21 protein-coding genes and 1 pseudogene are annotated in these 18,722 nt (G+C 76.2%); 15 read left to right on the top strand and 7 right to left on the bottom strand.

Annotated features, from left to right (window positions below):
* Window positions 1–19 precede the first annotated feature (19 nt).
* From GTR02_RS04530 to GTR02_RS04520, 3 genes are read right to left on the bottom strand one after another with little or no spacing between them, the layout of a single operon-like run.
* Window positions 20–1,171, bottom strand: a complete 1,152-nt coding sequence (locus GTR02_RS04530; RefSeq protein WP_166606281.1) for a glycosyltransferase — start codon at window positions 1,169–1,171, stop codon at window positions 20–22.
* A gap of 11 nt (window positions 1,172–1,182) precedes the next feature.
* Window positions 1,183–2,433 (bottom strand): glycosyltransferase, encoded by a 1,251-nt coding sequence (locus tag GTR02_RS04525; RefSeq protein WP_166606280.1) that lies wholly within the window; start codon window positions 2,431–2,433, stop codon window positions 1,183–1,185.
* The gene (locus tag GTR02_RS04520) at window positions 2,430–3,344 is read right to left on the bottom strand and encodes a glycosyltransferase family 2 protein (protein WP_166606279.1); all 915 of its coding nucleotides are present in this window, start codon (window positions 3,342–3,344) and stop codon (window positions 2,430–2,432) included. Before GTR02_RS04520 ends, GTR02_RS04525 begins: the two co-directional genes overlap by 4 nt.
* A 558-nt stretch (window positions 3,345–3,902) precedes the next feature.
* Here GTR02_RS04520 and GTR02_RS04515 point away from each other — a divergent pair.
* Together GTR02_RS04515 and GTR02_RS04510 are read left to right on the top strand one after the other, a co-directional pair.
* Entirely contained in the window at window positions 3,903–4,802 is a 900-nt protein-coding gene (locus tag GTR02_RS04515) for a DUF4397 domain-containing protein (protein ID WP_166606278.1), read from the top strand.
* Entirely contained in the window at window positions 4,799–5,518 is a 720-nt protein-coding gene (locus GTR02_RS04510; RefSeq protein ID WP_166606277.1) for a class F sortase, read from the top strand. The genes GTR02_RS04515 and GTR02_RS04510 overlap by 4 nt, the downstream gene beginning before the upstream one ends.
* Before the next feature lie 61 nt (window positions 5,519–5,579).
* Here the strand turns inward: GTR02_RS04510 and GTR02_RS04505 are convergent, their stop codons facing one another.
* On the bottom strand, window positions 5,580–6,092 hold the full coding sequence (locus tag GTR02_RS04505; protein WP_166606276.1) for a YbaK/EbsC family protein: 513 nt from the start codon (window positions 6,090–6,092) through the stop codon (window positions 5,580–5,582).
* A gap of 8 nt (window positions 6,093–6,100) precedes the next feature.
* A complete protein-coding gene (locus GTR02_RS04500) occupies window positions 6,101–6,772 on the bottom strand; it encodes an LON peptidase substrate-binding domain-containing protein (RefSeq protein WP_166606275.1) in 672 nt (223 codons plus the stop codon).
* Window positions 6,773–6,845: 73 nt separating this feature from the next.
* Here GTR02_RS04500 and GTR02_RS04495 point away from each other — a divergent pair, with 73 nt between their 5' ends.
* From GTR02_RS04495 to GTR02_RS04455, 9 genes and pseudogenes are all read left to right on the top strand, one after another.
* A complete protein-coding gene (locus GTR02_RS04495; RefSeq protein ID WP_205708618.1) occupies window positions 6,846–7,679 on the top strand; it encodes a PhzF family phenazine biosynthesis isomerase in 834 nt (277 codons plus the stop codon).
* A gap of 23 nt (window positions 7,680–7,702) precedes the next feature.
* Window positions 7,703–9,019 (top strand): histidinol dehydrogenase, encoded by a 1,317-nt coding sequence (gene hisD, locus GTR02_RS04490; RefSeq protein WP_166606288.1) that lies wholly within the window; start codon window positions 7,703–7,705, stop codon window positions 9,017–9,019.
* The gene (locus GTR02_RS22355) at window positions 9,016–9,621 is read left to right on the top strand and encodes a hypothetical protein (protein WP_205708617.1); all 606 of its coding nucleotides are present in this window, start codon (window positions 9,016–9,018) and stop codon (window positions 9,619–9,621) included. The genes hisD and GTR02_RS22355 overlap by 4 nt, the downstream gene beginning before the upstream one ends.
* Before the next feature lie 300 nt (window positions 9,622–9,921).
* Window positions 9,922–10,854 (top strand): glycosyltransferase family 2 protein, encoded by a 933-nt coding sequence (locus GTR02_RS04480; protein ID WP_166606273.1) that lies wholly within the window; start codon window positions 9,922–9,924, stop codon window positions 10,852–10,854.
* Window positions 10,855–10,947: 93 nt separating this feature from the next.
* Window positions 10,948–12,138, top strand: a complete 1,191-nt coding sequence (locus tag GTR02_RS04475; protein ID WP_338073571.1) for a histidinol-phosphate transaminase — start codon at window positions 10,948–10,950, stop codon at window positions 12,136–12,138.
* Window positions 12,135–12,734 carry an imidazoleglycerol-phosphate dehydratase HisB gene (gene hisB / locus GTR02_RS04470; RefSeq protein WP_166606272.1) on the top strand — a complete coding sequence of 200 codons (600 nt, stop codon included), beginning with the start codon at window positions 12,135–12,137 and terminating at the stop codon, window positions 12,732–12,734. The genes GTR02_RS04475 and hisB overlap by 4 nt, the downstream gene beginning before the upstream one ends.
* A gap of 5 nt (window positions 12,735–12,739) precedes the next feature.
* Window positions 12,740–13,393, top strand: coding sequence for an imidazole glycerol phosphate synthase subunit HisH (hisH, locus tag GTR02_RS04465; protein ID WP_338073569.1), 654 nt, complete (start codon window positions 12,740–12,742; stop codon window positions 13,391–13,393).
* A gap of 63 nt (window positions 13,394–13,456) precedes the next feature.
* Window positions 13,457–14,155 (top strand): annotated as a pseudogene (priA, locus tag GTR02_RS04460) (bifunctional 1-(5-phosphoribosyl)-5-((5-phosphoribosylamino)methylideneamino)imidazole-4-carboxamide isomerase/phosphoribosylanthranilate isomerase PriA); the annotation flags it as partial.
* Between the two features lie 41 nt (window positions 14,156–14,196).
* On the top strand, window positions 14,197–14,943 hold the full coding sequence (locus GTR02_RS04455; RefSeq protein ID WP_166606269.1) for an SseB family protein: 747 nt from the start codon (window positions 14,197–14,199) through the stop codon (window positions 14,941–14,943).
* 84 nt (window positions 14,944–15,027) lie between these two features.
* On the opposite strand, the gene GTR02_RS04450 is transcribed toward GTR02_RS04455, so the two are convergent.
* A complete protein-coding gene (locus GTR02_RS04450) occupies window positions 15,028–15,552 on the bottom strand; it encodes a DoxX family membrane protein (protein ID WP_166606268.1) in 525 nt (174 codons plus the stop codon).
* A 97-nt stretch (window positions 15,553–15,649) separates the two neighbouring features.
* Window positions 15,650–16,066 carry a DUF1844 domain-containing protein gene (locus tag GTR02_RS04445; protein ID WP_240895046.1) on the bottom strand — a complete coding sequence of 139 codons (417 nt, stop codon included), beginning with the start codon at window positions 16,064–16,066 and terminating at the stop codon, window positions 15,650–15,652.
* A 269-nt stretch (window positions 16,067–16,335) separates the two neighbouring features.
* Here GTR02_RS04445 and infC point away from each other — a divergent pair, with 269 nt between their 5' ends.
* The 4 genes from infC (at window position 16,336) to GTR02_RS04425 (ending at window position 18,684) form a co-directional block, all read left to right on the top strand.
* A complete protein-coding gene (gene infC, locus GTR02_RS04440) occupies window positions 16,336–16,992 on the top strand; it encodes a translation initiation factor IF-3 (protein WP_166606285.1) in 657 nt (218 codons plus the stop codon).
* An 86-nt stretch (window positions 16,993–17,078) separates the two neighbouring features.
* Window positions 17,079–17,273 (top strand): 50S ribosomal protein L35, encoded by a 195-nt coding sequence (rpmI, locus tag GTR02_RS04435; protein ID WP_166606267.1) that lies wholly within the window; start codon window positions 17,079–17,081, stop codon window positions 17,271–17,273.
* A gap of 117 nt (window positions 17,274–17,390) precedes the next feature.
* Entirely contained in the window at window positions 17,391–17,783 is a 393-nt protein-coding gene (gene rplT, locus GTR02_RS04430; protein ID WP_166606266.1) for a 50S ribosomal protein L20, read from the top strand.
* A gap of 37 nt (window positions 17,784–17,820) precedes the next feature.
* On the top strand, window positions 17,821–18,684 hold the full coding sequence (locus GTR02_RS04425; RefSeq protein WP_166606284.1) for a TrmH family RNA methyltransferase: 864 nt from the start codon (window positions 17,821–17,823) through the stop codon (window positions 18,682–18,684).
* The last annotated feature ends 38 nt before the right edge of the window (window positions 18,685–18,722 follow it).

Genomic DNA, 18,722 nt, shown 5'->3' with positions numbered 1-18,722 from the left:
GTGCGGGGGAGCCGGGGCATCAGGAGGGGTGCACACCGTCCAGCACGGGAGCCATCCGGTCGACCACCGCGCGCCAGCTGAACTCGCGCGACGTGCGGCGGCGCGCCGCGTCCGCCATCGCGAGCGCCTCGTCGGGGGAGCGCAGGACGCGGGCCAGCGCGGTGGCCAGCGCCGCGGGGTCGCGCGCGGGCACGACGGTGCCCTCGCGGCCGTCCGTCAGCACGTCGGGGATGCCGCAGGACGCGGTCGTGACCACGGGGACCCCGTGGGCCATGGCCTCCAGCAGGACGAGCGGCAGCGGGTCGAACACCGAGGGCAGGCAGAAGACGTCGGCCGCGGCGTACAGCTGCGCGATGCGCGCGCGGTCGTGCACGCGCCCGAGGACTTCCACGCCGGGCTGCGCGGGCAGGTCCGGGCGGGTGCCGACCAGCTGCAGCCGGGCGCGCGGGAACTCGGTGCGCAGCGTCGCGAACGCCGCGAGCAGGTCGTGGCCCCCCTTGCGCGCGAAGTCGTTGCCGATGAACAGCAGCGTCGGGCCGTCGTGGCCCCAGGCCGCGCGGCGGCGGGCCGTGGAACTGGGCTGCAGCTCGCCGTTGACGCCGGCCCCGACGACGCTCACGGCGGCGGGGTCGACGCCGTACTCCTCCACGAGCGAGCGCCGTGTGTCCCGGCTGAACGCGAACACGTGCGCGGCGTCGCGGTAGATGCGCTCCTCGCGGGCGTACCAGCGGGCCAGCGCCTTGCCGCGCAGCGGGTTCCAGGCCGGCCACTGCTGCGCGGACTGCCGGTGGGTGCAGTCGACGTACAGGTGGGTCGCGGCGCCGGGCACCTCGAAGAGGGCGTGCACCTGGAACACCGGAGCCTGCGGGAACCCCGCGCGCCGCCGGGCGTCCACCGCGCGCGCGGTGCGGAAGCGGTGGCCGAGGCCGCTCTTGTAGAACTGCTCGGCCCAGCGCACGCGCGAGGGACGGACCGTGGCGAGGGCCACGACGGCGCGCTGCCACGGGGACAGCTCCGCGTCGATGCGCCCGAGCACGGGGTAGCGCCGCTCGAGCTCGGCGAACAGGTACGGCGTCAGGGCGTCGCCCCGGGAGGCGAGGAGCAGACCGGTCGCGGTCGCGCTCCGCTGCGGGGGATCGATCAGCCCGGGCAGGGGGTGTTCCACGACCACGGAGGGTCCTCTCAGGCGGCGGGGTGGGACGGGACCGTCTCGCGGTGCGGCACCGAGGGCAGGCCCAGGCCGGCGAAGACCCGGAGGTAGGCGGCGACGGAGGCCGACCACGAGTGCGGGTCGGCGAAGCGGCGCCCGCGCAGCGTGAGCAGCTGCCGCAGCGCGACCGCGAGGGCGGCCGGGTCGGCCGGGGGCACCGGCAGGGCGCCGTCGTACTCCGCCGCGGCCTCGACCAGGCCACCGACCGACGACACGATCGTGGGCAGGCCGGCGCTCATCGCCATGTGCAGCGGGCCGGAGGCCGACGAGCGGCGGTAGGGCAGGACGAGGGCGTCGGCCGCCGCGAAGTGCTCGCGGACCTCGGCGTCGCTCACGTAGCGGTTCACGACGTCGATGAGGTCGGCGTGCGGGCTGGCGGCGGCGGCCTCGAGCGGGTGCGTCCAGCCCTCCCACGTCTCCCCGACGATGCTGAGCCGGAACTGCTCGGCCACGTCGCGGGGCAGCGAGGAGAACGCCTCGACGAGGTCCTCGAGGCCCTTGTACGGGCGGATCGTGCCGAAGAACAGCAGGTTCATCGGCGGGGTCGAGGGGGCGGCGTCGTCGCTCGGCCGGCGGCTCGCCGGGACGGGGGACGGCGTCGCGGCGGCGGCCGGCGGTGCGACCACGTGGTCGTAGGGGCCGTGCGGGATGATCGTGACGGCCGCGGGGTCGAGGCCGTACGCCTCCTGCAGCAGCGCGGCGTCGTACGCCGAGTGCACGACGTGGGCGTCGACGCGGCGCAGCAGGGCCCGCATCGCGAGCTTCACGTACCGCACGACGCCGGGGATGCGGGCCTCGCCCGTGTCCTGCACCTCGTGCCACTCCACGACGACCTTGGCGCCGCGACGGCGGGCCAGGGTCGCGAGCAGCAGGTAGGAGTGCAGGACGGCGCCGGTCCACCACTGCAGGACGACCACGTCGGGGCGCTGCTGGCCCAGGAAGGCCGCCGCGGCCGGGGCGCTGCGGCCCCAGTACCAGTCGACCCCGTCGAAGACGTCGACGTCGGGGGCGTACTCGAGGTCGTTGACGACCGAGCCCACGCGGGCGCGGCCGGGGTACAGCGCGGTCGGCACGAGGCGGCGCATGAGCAGCGCGCTCGTGGGCGTGACCTGCGCGAACGCGTTGGTCAGGCGGCAGGTGAAGTAGCTGATCCCGGAGGTGAAGCGCCAGCCCGACCCGACGACGAGGACGCGGGGTGCGCCCGTCTGCGCGCCGGTGCTCACGCGTTCTCCCGCAGGTGACCCGTGGCCTCGACGTGGACGTCGAACGAGCGCAGGTCGATGACCGTGTCGGCCGCGGGAGCCGTCGTGAGGTTGTCCACGGCGGCCTGGCGCTGCGCGGCCACCTGGGGGGTGGGGGCGTGGGCGACGCTGAGGACCTCGGCGGCGGGGGCCGCGGTGTGCGTGCGGCCGTCGCGGAGGCGCTCGGTGAGGATCGTCTTGAGCACGCGCAGGCCGTCGCGCACCGCGTGCAGGTTGCTCTCGCCGTGGATGCGCTGCAGCTCCACGCTGGGGACCTCGTGGATCGCGAGGTCGGCGGCCGCGACGCGGCAGTTGATGAGGGTCTCGATCTCGAACCCGTCACCCCACTGCGCGGAGGGCAGTCGCGAGGACGGGATGTTCAGGTGCGGCAGCACGTCCCGCCAGAACGCGTTGTAGCCGTAGCAGAGGTCGGTGTACTTGGTGCGGAACAGGACGTTCGTGATGAGGGTGAGCATCCGGTTCCCGGCGTCGCGGATGACCGTGATGTCCTCGCTGCCGCCGGCGGCCAGCACGCGGCTGCCCTTGGCGAAGTCCGCGCCCGCGGTCAGCGCGGTGACGAAGTCGTCGATCTCGCGCGGGTCGGCGGACCCGTCGGCGTCGAACATGACGACGATGTCACCGGTCGCCGCCTCGAAGCCCACGGCCAGGGCGTTGCCCTTGCCCTTGCGGGTCTGCTGCAGGAAGGCGGCGGTGGGCAGGACGCGCGCCACGACCTCGGCCGTGTCGTCGGAGGAGTGCCCGTCGACGACGATGACCTCGTGCACCTCCGGCAGGAGGGGCAGGACGACCTCGAGGTTGCGGGCCTCGTTGCGGGCGGGGACGACGATGGTCACCTTCGGTGCGGAGACGTCGCGCAGCTTCGTTCGGGTCATGTGAGGGTCCTCCGGCGGATGAGCAGTGATGTCTGAGCCCGCGTCGTCGAGGGAGCGACGAGTGGTGACCGTCGTTCCGTTGAGATTAGGGCAAGCACGCACGCCGTTCGGAGCCTCTTCGGGGATGGATGGGCCGTCTGTGCAAGTACTTCGCTGAGTAGCGTAAATGTCACTCTGAGTAGTCGCACAGCGCGGTCGGACGTGGTTCCCCCGTCGGCCACAAGAACTCACGAGGCGTCACAACTCGTGACTCAGCGCTTGAGCCGCCGGCGAGTGGCTTTCCAGGAGCCGCTGTGCCGCAACGGATGTGCCGGGAGGCGGCGGAACCGGACCGGCGTGGTCCACCCGCGCTGGAGTTCCGTCGGCAGTGGCTCCCCGTCCCCCGCGCGCCGGACGGGTGCGGCCGGGCTGACGATGGGTCACACTGGCCGTCGCGTCGCGGAGTGCGGAGCAGCAGAGGCCGGCACCCGCCGGGCCTCCCTCCGGAACCCACCCGCCCGCCGTCGTCGTCTCCGGTGCCTGTCGGCACCGAGCAGCACGCCCGAGGGGGAGCCCACCGTGGAACCGAAGACCGCCGTCTCGCGACGAGGTGCCCGTGCCGCCGGCCGGGGCGCGTCGCTCGTCGCCGTCGTCGTCGCCGCCGTCCTGCTGGCGCTGCTGTCCGCGCCCGGAGCCCGCGCGGCCACGGTCCCCGGGGACGCGTGGGTGCGCGCCGGGCACCTGATCCCCGGCCTGGAGGCCATGGACATCACGGCCACGCCGGCCGGTGGAGGCGCTCCCGTCGACCTCGCGCGCGGCGCGGGCTACGGCGACGTCGCCGCCTACCAGCGCCTCGCACCGGGCAGCTACACGGCCGAGGTCCGCCCCGCGGGCGCCGCGGCCACGACGGCCCCCGTGCTCTCGAGCACCTTCACCGCGGCCGCCGGCAAGGCCTACACCCTCGCCGGGCTGGGCTCGCTGCAGGCCCCGCGCCTGGCGAGCCTCGAGGACGACCTCACCCCGCCGGCCGCCGGCCAGGTGCGCGTGCGCGTGCTGCCCGCCGCCTCCGCCGCCCCGGCCGTCACCGTCACCGCCCGCGGCGGCCCCGTGATCGCCGACGGTGCCGCGTTCGGCCAGCCCACGGGCTACGCCTCCGTGCCCGCCGGCAGCTGGGTCCTCGAGACGGCCGCCCCCGGCCTGCCGGCCGCCACGGCCACCGTCGACCTCGCCGCCGGTGGCGTCTACACGCTCGTCGTGGTCGACGCCGACGGTGCCCTGGGCGTGCGCGCCGTGACCGACGCCGCGGGTGCCGCGGCCATGCCCGTCGGTGGCGCGCAGACCGGCGGCGGTGGCACCGCCCCCGCGGCCACCACCTCCTCGACGTCCCCGGCCACCACCGGGTCCGTCCTCGCCGGTGGCGTCGCCCTGCTCCTCGCCGCCGCCGTGCTCGGGCGCCGAAGGGTGCGCAGCCGGGCATGAGCGCGCTGCACCGGGCGGGAGGACTGCTCGCCGCGGCGGTCCTCCTGACCGGCTGCGCCGCCTCGGGTCCGGCCGGGAGCGCCGCCCGGCCCTCGTCCGCCCCGAGCGCGTCCACCCCGAGCACGTCCATCCCGAGCACGTCCACCCCGAGCACCCCGGCGAGCACGCCGTCCGCGACGGACGCCTCGCCCGCCCCGGCGGCGGGCGCGCCGGCGGGCGCCGGCGGCGTCGCGGAGGGGTCCGTGCCCGTGCCCGCGTCGGCCACGAGGGTGGCCGACCCGGCCCACGTGCCCGTGCGGCTGCAGGTGCCCGCCATCGGCGTCGACGTGCCCCTCGCGGGGCTGGGCATCGCGCCCGACGGGACGCTGGAGGTCCCCACCGACTTCCAGCAGGTCGGCTGGTTCGAGGGCGGCCCGCCCCCCGGCGACGTCGGGCCGGCGATCATCGCCGGCCACGTCGACTCCCGCAGCGGCCCCGCGCCGTTCTACCGGCTGCGCGACCTCGCGCCCGGCGACGAGGTCCTCGTCACCCGGGCCGACGGCACGCTCGTCTCGCTGCGCGTCGACGGCGTGGCCCAGTACCCCAAGGCCGCGTTCCCCACGGCGGCCGTCTACGGTCCGGTGCCCGGCCCCGCCCTGCGCCTGGTGACGTGCGGCGGCAGCTTCGACCGCACCTCGGGGCACTACCGCGACAACGTCGTGGTCTACGCGTCCTGACGGGCGGACGGGAGCCCAGCGCACGACGGTTCCAGCCGGCGGCGGTTCAGCGGGCGGCGGTTCAGCGGGCGACGGGAGCCGTCACGGCGTCCGTGAGGGCGACGAGGTCGGCGGGGGCGAGCTCCACCTGCAGGCCGCGGCGGCCGCCGCTGACGAGCACCGTGGCGTGCGTCAGCGCCGACGCGTCCACGACCGTGGGCAGCCGCGTCCGCTGCCCCAGCGGGCTGATGCCCCCCAGCACGTACCCGCTGGCGCGCTGGGCCCGGGCGGGATCGGCCAGGGTGGCCCGCTTGCCCCCCGCGGCCGCCGCGAGCGCCTTGAGGTCCAGCGTCGAGGCGACGGGCACGACGGCCACGACGAGGCGGCCGTCCACGTCGGTCAGCAGCGTCTTGAGGGCCCGCTCCGGGGTGACGTCGACCCCCTGCGCGCGCAGGGCCCGGACCGCCTCGTCCCCGAAGCGGCTCTCCCCGTCGGCGTGCGGGTAAGGGTGGGCCGTGTGCGCCGTCCCCGCCTCGGCGAGCACGCGCAGCGCCGGCGTCCCGGCCTCCGCCCCGCGGCGGCGGTCCCTCGCCACGACGCGGCTCAGTTCGGGTTGGGCGCGTCGCCGGGGACGTCGGAGGCCGGCACGGTCCCGAAGGTCGTGATGAGGCCCAGCTCCTGCTTGAGCAGGTCGAGCTCGGACTGCAGGCGCGTGCGGGTGTCCGGCGCCTCGAGCAGCCGCTGACGCTCGACGAGCGGCAGGACCGCCGCGGCCGCGACGAGGTAGGACAGCACCGACGGGTCGTCGGGCGCGCTGCTGCCCCCGATGTCCAGCTGCTCGCGGTACTCGTCGAAGCGGCGCCGCACGCCCGCCGCGAGCACCTGCACCTCGGGGTCCTCGTCGGCCTCGTCGCCGTCCTCCCCGAACGGCTCGACGACCCCCGTCAGGTACGGCGTGCCCGCGTCGGCGTCGACGTCGACGACCCGGAACCGCGAGGCCCCCACCGTGACGATCTCGTACCCGCCGTCCTCCAGCTCCGTCACCTCGCGCAGCAGGGCCACGCAACCCACGGCGTGCAGGGCCTGCACGTTGCCGTCACCCACCTCGTGGCCGGCCTTGATGGCGACGACGCCGAAGCCGCGGGGGGCGTCCTCCTCCTGCGCGACGAGGTCCGCCACGAGCGCGCGGTAGCGCGGCTCGAAGATGTTCAGCGGCAGCACGAGGCCGGGGAACAGGACGCTGCCCAGGGGGAACAGCGGGAGGCGTTGCGTCACCCGGGTCACCCTAGGCTCTGGCCGCGGCCCCCCGGCGCACGCGGCGTCGCCGCCCGCGCCCTACCCTGCGCGCGTGGTGAGACTGCGGATCATCGACGCCTTCACCGACCGCCCGTTCGCGGGCAACCCGGCGGGCGTCGTCGTGCTCGACCGCCCGGCGGACGAGGGCTGGATGCGCGACGTCGCCGCCGAGCTCAACCTCTCCGAGACCGCGTTCGCGGTCCGCACGCCGGCGCCGGGCGCCTACGGCCTGCGGTGGTTCACCCCGCTCGTCGAGGTCGACCTCTGCGGTCACGCGACGCTCGCCACCGCGCACGCGCTCGCCGAGGACGGCGCGGCCGGGCCGTTCGCCTTCGCCACCCGCAGCGGTGAGCTGCGCGCCGACGTCGGTGGCGACGGGACCGTCCGGCTGGACTTCCCGGCGCGGTCGACGACCCCCGTCACCGGCCCGCTCGTCGACGTGCTCACCGCGGCGCTGGGCACCCCGGCCGTGGCGGTCTGCACCGACGGCGTGGACGTCCTCGTCGAGGTCGGCCACGAGGAGGTCGTGCGGGCGCTGGTCCCCGACGTCGCGGCGCTCGCGGGCGTCGACGCGCGCGGCGTGGTGGTCACCGCGGCCACGACCCCCCGCCCCGGGCTGGACGACGCCTCGCTCGGCGCACCGGACGTCGTCTCCCGCTGGTTCGGGCCGCGGGTCGGCGTCGCGGAGGACCCGGTCACGGGCAGCGCGCACTGCACGCTCGGCCCCTACTGGGCCCCCCGGCTCGGCCGCAGCTCCTTCGTGGCCCACCAGGTCTCCCCGCGCGGCGGGGTCGTGCACGTCGAGGTCGTCGGTGACCGCGTGCACCTGCGCGGGCACGCGGTGACGGTGCTGGACGGCGACCTGCGCGGCCCGGCCAGCTCCTAGACTCCACCCTCGTGACGACACCCCTGCTGCGCCGCATCGACCTGCGAGGCCAGAGCCTGGACCCGGTGGCCCTGCGGGCCGTGGTGCCCCGCGCCGACGTCGACGTCGCGGCCGCCCTCGCGACCGTCGCGCCGATCTGCGAGGACGTCCGCCGCCGCGGCGTGCCGGCCCTGCTGGAGCTGACCGAGCGCTTCGACGGCGTGCCCGTCACCGACGTCCGCGTCCCCGCCGCGGCGCTGGCCGGCGCCCTCGCCGCGCTCGACCCCGCGGTGCGCGCGGGGCTCGAGGAGAGCATCCGCCGCACCCGCCTCGTGCACGCCGACCAGCGCCGCAGCGACGTCACCACGCGGGTCGCGCCGGGCGGCACCGTCACCGAGCGGTGGGTCCCCGTGGCGCGGGTCGGCCTCTACGTGCCCGGTGGCCGCGCCCCGCTCGCCTCCAGCGTCGTGATGAACGTGGTCCCGGCGCAGGCGGCGGGCGTCGCCTCCATCGCCGTGACGAGCCCGGCGCAGAAGGAGTTCGGCGGCCTGCCGCACCCCACGATCCTCGCGGCGTGCGCGCTGCTCGGCGTGACCGAGGTCTACGCCGTCGGCGGGGCGCAGGCGATCGCGATGTTCGCCTACGGCGCCCGCGACGCCGCCGGGAGCCTGGTCGTCGCCCCCGTCGACGTCGTCACCGGGCCCGGCAACATCTACGTCGCCTCGGCCAAGCGGTACGTCCAGGGGGTGGTGGGCATCGACTCCGAGGCGGGTCCCACCGAGATCGCCGTCCTCGCCGACGACTCCGCGGACGCGGTGCACGTCGCGGCCGACCTCGTGAGCCAGGCCGAGCACGACCCGGTCGCGGCCGCGGTCCTGGTCACGACCTCGGTGGCGCTGGCCGACGCCGTCGACGCCGAGCTCGCCGTGCGCGTGCCCGCCACCAAGCACGCCGAGCGCGTCACGCAGGCGCTCGGGGGCCGGCAGTCCGCGGTCGTGCTCGTCGACGACGTCGACGCGGGCCTCGCGGTCGTCGACGCCTACGCCGCGGAGCACCTCGAGGTCCAGACCGTGGACGCCCCCGCGGTCGCCGCCCGCGTCCGCAACGCGGGCGCCGTCTTCGTCGGCCCGCACTCGCCCGTGTCGCTGGGCGACTACTGCGCGGGCTCCAACCACGTCCTGCCGACGGGCGGCACCGCGACGCACTCGAGCGGGCTCAGCGTCCAGACGTTCCTGCGGGGCCTGCACGTCGTGACCTACGACGAGGCCGCGCTGCGCGAGGTGGCCCCGCACGTCGTGGCCCTCGCCGACTCCGAGGACCTGCCCGCGCACGGTGAGGCCGTCACGGCGAGGTTCGCGTGAGCGCGCCCGGCGAGGACCGGCCCGGCGAGGACCGGCCCGGCGAGGACCGGCCCGGCGAGGACCGGCCCGGGGACGTCCCCGCGGAGGAGCTGCTCGGGGAGGGGTTCGACTTCGACGCCGAGTTCGCGAAGGAGTTCGGGCCGAAGGTGCCCGTGCGCTCCGTCCTCGTCGCCCCGGTCGCCGACGCGGCGAAGCTGGCCGAGGTCTGCACGCTGGCCGAGGTGCACGCCTGGGTCGTCCCCGTGCGGGGGCTGGGGTGCGTCCTGGTGACCCGCGACCCGGCGACGGGGGAGCAGGACGCGCAGCGCCTCTCGGGGGTCCTGCGGGGCGCGGAGGTCGTCCTGCTCAGCGTCGGTGAGGAGTCCATCGAGGGGCAGACCTGGGTCGCCGGGCAGCGCGGCGAGGACCCGAGACCCGGTCTGCTGCTGTCGATGTGGCCCGACGTCGTGCAGCAGCTCGTGCTCGGCCGGTTGGACGCCGCGGAGGCCGAGGAGGCCGCCAGCGGGGGCGAGGGCAGCCGCATCGGGGCGTTCTGGAAGCTGTTCCGCGGCCGGGGCGGCCCGGGCGGCCCGCAGCCCGGGCCGGGGGGCGGCCCCGGCTGAGGTCGCCGGCCGCCGCGCACCCCGACGCTCCGCGCCGCCGACCATCTCCTGACGGAGAGCTCGCTGACGTCGCGGAGAGTGAGATCGGGCCCCGTGCGCTCGGCCGGACGGCGGAACTCCCGCGCAGGAGGGTCGCGACCCCCTGACGGACGGTGAGGAAGAGGCATCCTGGTCCAGTCGAGCCGGTCGCAGCAGCGGCCGGCACGGAGGGCGCGCGATGATCCGCCGGGCACCAGTGGTCGCCCTCGGCCCGGCGGGGAGCCAGAGGCGAAACCGGGCCCCTGTCACCAGGGAGCAGTCATGTCGAACACCACCGCAGCAGCGACGTCCGTCAGCCGCGACAGCGGCGCGCCGCGCATCAGCGTCATCGTTCCCACCTACAACGAGGCGGCGAACCTGCCGCACGTCTTCGCCGCGATGCCCGAGGTGCACGAGGTCGTCGTCGTGGACGGCCGCAGCACCGACGGCACCGTCGAGGTGGCCCGCGCCCTGCGCCCGGACGTGACGATCGTCCTGCAGAACCGCCGCGGGAAGGGCAATGCCATGGCGTGCGGCTTCGCCGCCGCGACCGGCGACGTCCTGGTCATGCTGGACGCCGACGGCTCCGCCGACCCCCGCGAGATCCCGGCGTTCGTCGCGGCGCTGACCGCCGGCGCCGACTTCGCCAAGGGCACCCGCTTCGCGGCCGGTGGGGGCAGCAACGACATCACCGCGCTGCGCCGCGCCGGCAACGCCGGCCTGAACCTCGCCGCGAACCTCCTCTTCGGCACGAGGTACACCGACCTCTGCTACGGCTACAACGCCTTCTGGGCCGACTGCCTGCCCGTCCTCGACCTCGACCCGTCGGGCGCCCGCGTCGACGAGAAGAACTGGGGCGACGGGTTCGAGATCGAGACCATCATCAACACCCGCATCGCGAAGGCCGGCCTCGTCATCACCGAGGTGCCCAGCTTCGAGTTCGAGCGCATCCACGGCGAGAGCAACCTCAACACCTTCCGCGACGGCTTCCGCGTCCTGGCCGCCCTCCTCGTCGAGCGGGTGCGCCGCACCCGCCGCGCGCCGCTCGTGCCGCGGCAGGCCACGGCCGCGGACCGCGTCGTCGACCTCACCGACGCCGCGACGGCCGCCCGCGCGGGCACCCTGACCGCGGGCACCCTGACCGCGGGCACCCTGTCCGCGGACACGCTGACCGCGGACACCCTGACCGCGGACACCGTCACCACGGCCGTCTGAGGTCTGCGCCGTCCGGCCGGCCCGGGCGCACGCCCGGGCCGGCGTGGACGCCGGGCGCCGCCCGCCCCCGCGCGGGTCTGGGAGACTGCCCGCGTGAGTGCACCGACCACCCGCCCGCGGATCCCGACGAGTGCCGCCACCACCCTGGAGCACCTCCCGCTGCGGGAGGACCTGCGGGGCGAGCACCCCTACGGCGCGCCGCAGCTGCAGGTGCCCGTCGTGCTCAACGTCAACGAGAACCCGTACCCGGTGGCGCCGGCCGTGGCGGCCGAGATCGCGGCCGCCGTCACGGCGGCGGCCGCGGGCCTGAACCGCTACCCCGACCGGGACTTCCTCGACCTGCGCGCCGACCTCGCCCGCTTCCTGGGGGAGGAGTCCGGCGCGCGGCTCGACGCCGCGCAGCTGTGGGCGGCCAACGGCTCCAACGAGGTCATGCTGCACGTCCTGCAGGCCTTCGGGGGCCCCGGCCGCACGTGCCTCAGCTTCGCGCCGACCTACTCGATGTACCCCGAGTACGCCCGCGACACCCTCACGGGCTGGGTGACGGGGCGCCGGGCGGCGCCCGAGTCGGCCGACCCGTTCACGCTCGACCCGGGCCACGCGCGCGAGCAGGTCGCCGAGCACCGCCCGTCGGTCGTGCTGCTGGCCAGCCCGAACAACCCGACCGGCACCGCGCTCCCGCTGGCGACCGTCGAGGCGGTGCTGGAGGCCGCCGCCGCGGTCCCGGGCGGTGCCGTCGTCGTGGTCGACGAGGCCTACGGGGAGTTCCGCCGCGCGGGCACCCCCAGCGCGCTGGAGCTGCTGCCCGGCAACGGCCACCTCGCGGTGAGCCGGACCATGAGCAAGGCCTTCTCGCTGGCGGGGGCCCGCGTGGGCTACCTGGCCGCGGCCCCGGCCTTCGTCGACGCCCTGCGCATCGTCCGGCTCCCGTACCACCTCTCGGCCGTGACGCAGGCCGTGGCCCGGGCCGCGCTGCGGCACTCCACCGAGCTCCTGGCCACCGTCGCGGAACTGCGCGAGCGCCGCGACGAGACCGTGGACTGGCTGCGCGGCAACGGCTTCCGTGCCGCGGAGTCGGACGCGAACTTCGTCCTGTTCGGCACCTTCGCCGACCGCCACGCCGTCTGGCAGGGCCTGCTGGAGCGGGGGGTGCTCATCCGCGAGACGGGACCCGAGGGGTGGCTGCGGGTCAGCATCGGCACCGCGGCGGAGATGGAGGCGTTCCGGACGGCCCTGCTGGCGGTCACGGGACGGGCGGACAGCACGGGAGAGGACGCACGGTGAGCCGGACCGCACGCCTGGAGCGCACCACGTCGGAGTCGACGGTGCTCGTCGAGCTCGACCTCGACGGCACGGGGCGCACGACGATCGACACGTCGGTGCCCTTCTACGACCACATGCTCACGGCGCTGGGCAAGCACTCCCTCATGGACCTCACGGTCCGCGCCAGCGGCGACACCCACATCGACGTCCACCACACCGTGGAGGACACCGCCATCGTGCTCGGGCAGGCGTTCCGGCAGGCGCTGGGCGACAAGGCAGGCATCCGGCGCTTCGCCGACGCGACCGTCCCGCTCGACGAGGCGCTCGCCCACGTCGTGGTCGACGTCTCGGGCCGCCCCTACTGCGTGCACGAGGGCGAGCCCGCGGGTCAGGAGCTGCACCTCATCGGCGGCCACTTCACGGGGTCGCTGACCCGGCACGTGCTGGAGAGCTTCGCGTTCCACGCCCAGATCGCGCTGCACGTGCGCGTCCTCGCGGGCCGCGACCCGCACCACGTGGTGGAGGCGCAGTTCAAGGCGCTGGCCCGCGCGCTGCGCTACGCCGTCGAGCCCGATCCCCGCGTGGTGGGCATCCCCAGCACCAAGGGCGCGTTGTGAGTGGCGTGACCCCCACAGCAGCCAGGAAGGTCGTCGTCCTCGACTACGGGTTCGGCAACGTGCGCTCCGCAGTGCGCGCGCTCGAGCGCGTCGGCGCCGACGTCGAGCTCACCGCCGACCGCCGCGCCGCCCTGGAGGCGGACGGCCTCGTGGTCCCCGGCGTCGGGGCCTTCGCGGCCGTCAACGAGGGGCTGCGGGGCATCGGCGGGGACGCCATCATCGACCGCCGCCTCGCGGGCGGCCGCCCCGTCCTCGGCATCTGCGTCGGCCTGCAGGTGATGTTCGACGCCAGCGCGGAGCCGGGTGCGGGGGACCAGGAGGGCCTGGGGCAGTGGCCGGGCACGGTCGAGCGGCTGGCCGCGGACGTGGTGCCGCACATGGGCTGGAGCACCGTTCAGGCCTCGGCGGGCTCGACGCTGTTCGCGGGCGTCGAGGACGAGCGGTTCTACTTCGTGCACTCCTACGGGGTGCAGCGCTGGGAGCTCGTGGACACCACAGGGGGCAACGTCGAACCCCCCGCGGTCACGTGGGCGGAGCACGGCGGGCGCTTCGTGGCGGCCGTGGAGAACGGCCCGCTCTCGGCCACGCAGTTCCACCCCGAGAAGTCCGGCGACGCCGGCGCGCGGCTGCTGCGCAACTGGGTCGACTCGCTGTCCTGACGCCCTCCCCGCCCGTCGGGGGACGGTGGCGGTCCGTCGGGGGCCGCTGCCGGCGGCGTCGGCGACGTCCACGGCGGGCAGGCCGTGCGGCTCGTGCAGGGCGAGGCCGGCAGCGAGACCTTCTACGGCTCCCCGCTGGGCGCCGCGCTGGCGTGGCAGGAGGCGGGCGCGGAGTGGGTCCACCTCGTCGACCTCGACGCGGCCTTCGGGCGCGGGTCCAACCGCGACCTGCTGGCCGAGGTCGTCGGCCGGCTCGACGTCGCGGTGGAGCTCTCGGGCGGCATCCGCGACGACGCCTCGCTCGAGGCCGCGCTCGCGACCGGCTGCCGCCGCGTCAACCTGGGCACGGCCGCGCTGGAGGACCCCGACTGGACCCGGTCGGCCATCGCCCGCCACGGCGACCGCATCGCGGTGGGCCTGGACGTGCGGGGCACGACGCTCGCGGCGCGCGGCTGGACGCGCGAGGGCGGCGACCTGTGGGAGGTCCTCGCCCGCCTGGACGCCGACGGGTGCGCCCGCTACGTCGTCACCGACGTCACCAAGGACGGCACCCTGAAGGGCCCGAACACCGAGCTGCTGCGCGAGGTGTGCGCCCGCACGAGCGCTCCCGTCGTCGCCTCGGGCGGCATCTCGAGCCTGGCCGACCTGCAGGCGCTGCGCGGGCTCGTCGGCGAGGGCGTCGAGGGGGCCATCGTCGGCAAGGCGCTCTACGCGGGCGCGTTCACCCTGCCCGAGGCCCTCGACGTGGCGGGCCGGCCCTGACCGGCGCCGGCGCGGTCCCCCGCACGACCGACTCCGCGGGGGTGCCCTGGGCGGGGCGCGTCCTGCAGCCCAGCCCCTTCGCGGGGGACGAGGGCGCCACGCCCCCCGCGCTCGCCGCGGCGCTGGCGGCGTGGCGGGACGCACCGGCCGACGACGACCAGGCCGGGCTCGACGCGCGGCTGCGGGCGGACGCCGACGTCGTGGCCGCCCTCGCGGGCAGCCGGGTCTTCGCCCCGGTCGTCGCGGTGCTGGGTGAGACCGAGGTGGTCGCCGCCGGCCCGGCGGGGGACAAGAGCGCCGACATGGCGCTGGCCGTGATGACGCGGCCGGACGGCGGGCGGGCGCTGCCGCTGTTCAGCTCGCTGGCCTCGCTGACGGCCTGGCGCGCCGACGCCCGGCCCGTGCCCGTCCCGGCGGCGACTGCGGCTCTCGCTGCGGCGCAGGAGGAGTGCGAGGCCCTCGTCCTGGACGCCGCCGGCCCGGTGCGCTTCGTCGTGCACCGCCCCGCGCTCGCGGCCCTGGTCGCCGGCACACCCTGGTCGCCCGCGGCGCTGGACCCGGGGGTGCACGACGCCGTCCGGGCCGCGCTCGCCGACGTGCCCGGCGTCCTGCGGCTGCGCTGCGGCGCCGGGGCCGGCGCCGAGCTGCGGGTGTCGCTCGGCCTGGTGGCGGGCCTCGACCGCGCCGCCCTCGACGAGCTCGCGCGCGTGGTGGGGCAGCGGCTCGCGGCCAGCGAGGTCGTCGCCGCGCGCGTGGCCTCCCTGGAGCTGCGCCTGCTGCCCGCCTGAGCGGGGGCGGTGGCCCGCGGACGGGACCCGGACGCGCGTCGAGCCCGCCCCGGGCGGGGGCGGGCTCGACGCACGTCGCGGTGCTCAGGCGGCCTGGGCCTCCGCGGCGACGGCCGACTGGCGCTTGCTGATGCTGATGCCCGCGCCGACGCCGGCGGCCACGAGGGCGACCGCCGCGACCCACGGACGCGTGAGCCGGTGGCCCAGCGCCGCGTCGAGGGAGTATGAGCCCGGGCCCGAGACGGCCAGCGAGGCGGCCGTGAGGCCGAGCACCGCGGGGTACTCGTAGCCGCCCGACATGGCGAAGAAGCCGTTGGGGCGGTGGACGAAGACCGCCGCGGCCATGGCGGCGGCCACGGCCGCGCCGCCCACGGGGGTCGCGAGACCGGCGGCGAGCAGGGCGCCGCCCCCGGTCTCCGACAGCCCGGCGAGGACGGCGTTCGGCTTGCCGGGCCGGAAGCCCATGGCGTGCATGGCGCCGGCCGTGCCCTCGATGCCCCCGCCGCCGAAGGCGCCGAACAGCTTCTGCGCGCCGTGGGCGACGAGGGTGCCGCCCACGCCGAGGCGGAGGGCCAGGAGCCCCAGGTCCTTGCTGCGGTGCTCGCTCACGTGCGGTCCTCCCGGTGCTGCGGCCCACCCCGGCGGCGGACCTCATCTGTTACAGCATTCAAGCACCTCGCGGGAGCCGCCGCGTCCGAGGGGTCGCTCAGACGACGCTGCCGGTCAGCCGCTCCCCGGGCCCCTTGCCCGGGTCGTCGGGCACGGCCGAGGCCTCGCGGAAGGCGAGCTGCAGCGAGCGCAGGCCGTCGCGCAGCGACCGGGCGTGCTGCCCGCCGACGTCGGGGGCCGACGCCGTGACGAGCCCGGCGAGGGCGGTGATGAGGATGCGGGCCTCGGCGAGGTCGAGGTGGTCCTCGGCGTCGGGGCCCTCGGCGAGGCCGCACTTCACGGCGGCCGCGCTCATGAGGTGCACCGCGGCCGTGGTGATGAGCTCGGCGGCCGGGACGTCGGCGATGTCCCGCGCGGCCGAGGCCGCGGTGTCGGCGACCAGCTCCGCGACGGGGTCGTGCGACGCTGCGGGTGCAGGTCCGGGGGCGGACGGTGACGTGGGGTCGGACGGCATGCTGCTACCCTTCCAGGTGACCGACCGGCTCACGCCACCGGTCCGCGGACGACGCGGACGCGGCGGCTCGTGGGGCCGGAGCGTGAAGCGGAGGCCTACCTCCCACCCTCGGTGCGCGAGCACCACGGGTCCCGGTCCCTCTCCCGTCCGCGGGGGAGTCAGGCGTTGCCGTCGTCGGCACCGCCGGATCAGGCAGGCCTCCGTGCGCGTCCGCGCGCGGGGGCCTTCTCCGTGTCCGGCGGCCCCGACGACGTCAGAAGGAGCAGCACATCAGCGAGCCCCGCATCAACGACCGCATCCGTGTTCCCGAGGTGCGGCTCGTCGGCCCCAACGGTGAACAGGTCGGGATCGTGCGCGTCGAGGACGCGCTGCGGCTGGCGGACGAGGCAGGCCTCGACCTGGTCGAGGTCGCCCCCACGGCACGGCCCCCGGTCTGCAAGCTGATGGACTTCGGCAAGTACAAGTACGAAGCCGACATGAAGGCCCGCGAAGCCCGCAAGAACCAGTCGAACACGATCCTCAAGGAGATCCGCTTCCGCCTGAAGATCGACCCGCACGACTACGCCACCAAGAAGGGGCACGTCGTCCGGTTCCTCTCGGCGGGGGACAAGGTCAAGGTGATGATCATGTTCCGCGGTCGCGAGCAGTCCCGGCCCGAGATGGGCTTCCGGCTGCTGCAGCGCCTCGCGGAGGACGTCTCCGACCTGGGCAGCGTCGAGAGCTCGCCGCGCCAGGACGGCCGCAACATGGTGATGGTCATCGGGCCGCACAAGAAGAAGGCCGAGGCCAAGGCCGAGGAGCGTCGCCGCAAGGACACGGAGGCCGCCGAGGCCGCCGCTCCGGGCACCGCCCCCGCCGCCCCGGCCGAGGTGCCCACCGAGGCTCCCGCCACCGACGAGACGGCCGCCAGCACCACCGCGTCCTGACGCCCGGCGCCCGCCGGCGCCCGGGTCCCCCCGGGCGCTGCGGGCACCAGCCCGCCAGACCCAGCACAGAGAGCAGGAGACAAGCCGTGCCCAAGAACAAGACCCACTCCGGGGCCAAGAAGCGCTTCCGCGTGACCGGCTCCGGCAAGGTCATGCGTGAGCGTGCGAACAAGCGCCACCTGCTGGAGGTCAAGTCCTCCACGCGCACCCGTCGCCTCTCGATGGACGCCGTGGTGGACCCCGCGGACGTCAAGAAGATCAAGAAGCTCCTCGGCCGCTGACCGCCTCCCCGGCGCCGGCACCTCCCGCTCGACCTCCCTCCCCGCGGACCTCGCGGCCGTCCCCAGTGGCGGCTCGCTGACCGAAGAGTCCGCGCACCGACAGCAAGGAGCACCCCCGTGGCACGCGTGAAGCGCGCAGTCAACGCCCACAAGAAGCGTCGCGTCGTCCTCGAGCAGGCCAGCGGCTACCGCGGCCAGCGCTCGCGGCTGTACCGCAAGGCGAAGGAGCAGGTCACCCACTCCCTCGTCTACGCCTACCGCGACCGCAAGGCGCGCAAGGGCGACTTCCGCCGCCTGTGGATCCAGCGCATCAACGCCGCGGCCCGGGCCGAGGGCATGACCTACAACCGGTTCATCCAGGGCCTGAAGGCCGCGGAGATCGAGGTCGACCGCCGCATGCTCGCCGAGCTGGCCGTCTCCGACGCCCCGGCGTTCGCGGCCCTGGTCGCGCTGTCCAAGGCCGCCCTCCCGGCGCAGACCCCGGCCGCCGCCGAGGGCACCGCAGCCTGAGCGCGCCCGCGCCACCGGACGCCCGGACACGCCCGTGCTGACCAACCCCCGCGCCGAGCGGGTCCGGTCCGTGCGGGCGCTGTCCGGGCGTTCGGCGCGTCAGCGCAGCGGCCGATTCGTCGCGGAGGGCCCGCAGCCGGTGCGCGAGGCCGTCGCGGCGCACGTCGCCGCCGTCGCCGCCGGCCGGCCGGCCGTCGTGCTGGACCTCTACACGACCGACGACGCGGCCGGGCGCCACGCCGACCTGCTGCTGGCGGCGCACGGCAGCGGAGCGCGCGTGACCACCGTGGCCGACGACGTGCTGGCCGCCATGACCGACACCGTGACCCCGCAGGGCCTGCTCGCGGTGTGCCCGGTCCGGACCGCGACGCTGGCCGACGTCGCCGCGAGCGCCCCCCGGCTGGTCGCGGTCCTCGACCACGTGGCGGACCCGGGCAACGCGGGGACGGTGCTGCGCGCGGCGGACGCCGCGGGCGCCGACGCCGTCGTCCTGACCGCGGGCAGCGTCGACCCGTTCAACCCCAAGTGCGTCCGCTCCACCGCGGGCAGCCTCTTCCACCTCCCGGTCGTCGTGGGTGAACCCCTCGCCGCGGTGGTCGCGGCGCTGCGGGCCACGGGCAGCGCGGTCCTCGCCGCCGACGGCACCGCCCCCCTCGACCTCGACGACCTCGCCGACGCGGCGGCCGCCGGGGTGCTGCCGGCCGGCGTGCCGGACCTGCGCGCCCCCACCGCCTGGGTGTTCGGCAACGAGGCCGCGGGGCTGGACGAGGCCGCCCGCGCGGGCGCCGACGCCGTCGTGCGCGTCCCCCTGCACGGCCGCGCCGAGAGCCTCAACCTGGCCACGGCCGCGGTCGTCTGCCTGTACGCGAGCGCGCGGGCGCAGCGCCGCGGTCGCGCCTGACCGGCGGCTCGCCCCGCCGGCCGACGGCCCTGCCGCAG

This window comes from Kineococcus siccus (assembly GCF_009906795.1).
GTDB lineage: Bacteria > Actinomycetota > Actinomycetes > Actinomycetales > Kineococcaceae > Kineococcus > Kineococcus siccus.
Note: the sequence above shows the minus strand (reverse complement) of the source record. Positions and strands in the feature narration are given on the sequence as shown.

What these genes read in the sequence shown, in the direction of transcription:
- GTR02_RS04520 (WP_166606279.1), bottom strand. Translation starts at nt 3,344, where the DNA reads ATGACCCGAACGAAGCTGCGCGACGTCTCCGCACCGAAGGTGACCATC.
- GTR02_RS04510 (WP_166606277.1), top strand. Translation starts at nt 4,799, where the DNA reads ATGAGCGCGCTGCACCGGGCGGGAGGACTGCTCGCCGCGGCGGTCCTC.
- GTR02_RS04480 (WP_166606273.1), top strand. Translation starts at nt 9,922, where the DNA reads ATGTCGAACACCACCGCAGCAGCGACGTCCGTCAGCCGCGACAGCGGC.
- GTR02_RS04445 (WP_240895046.1), bottom strand. Translation starts at nt 16,066, where the DNA reads ATGCCGTCCGACCCCACGTCACCGTCCGCCCCCGGACCTGCACCCGCA.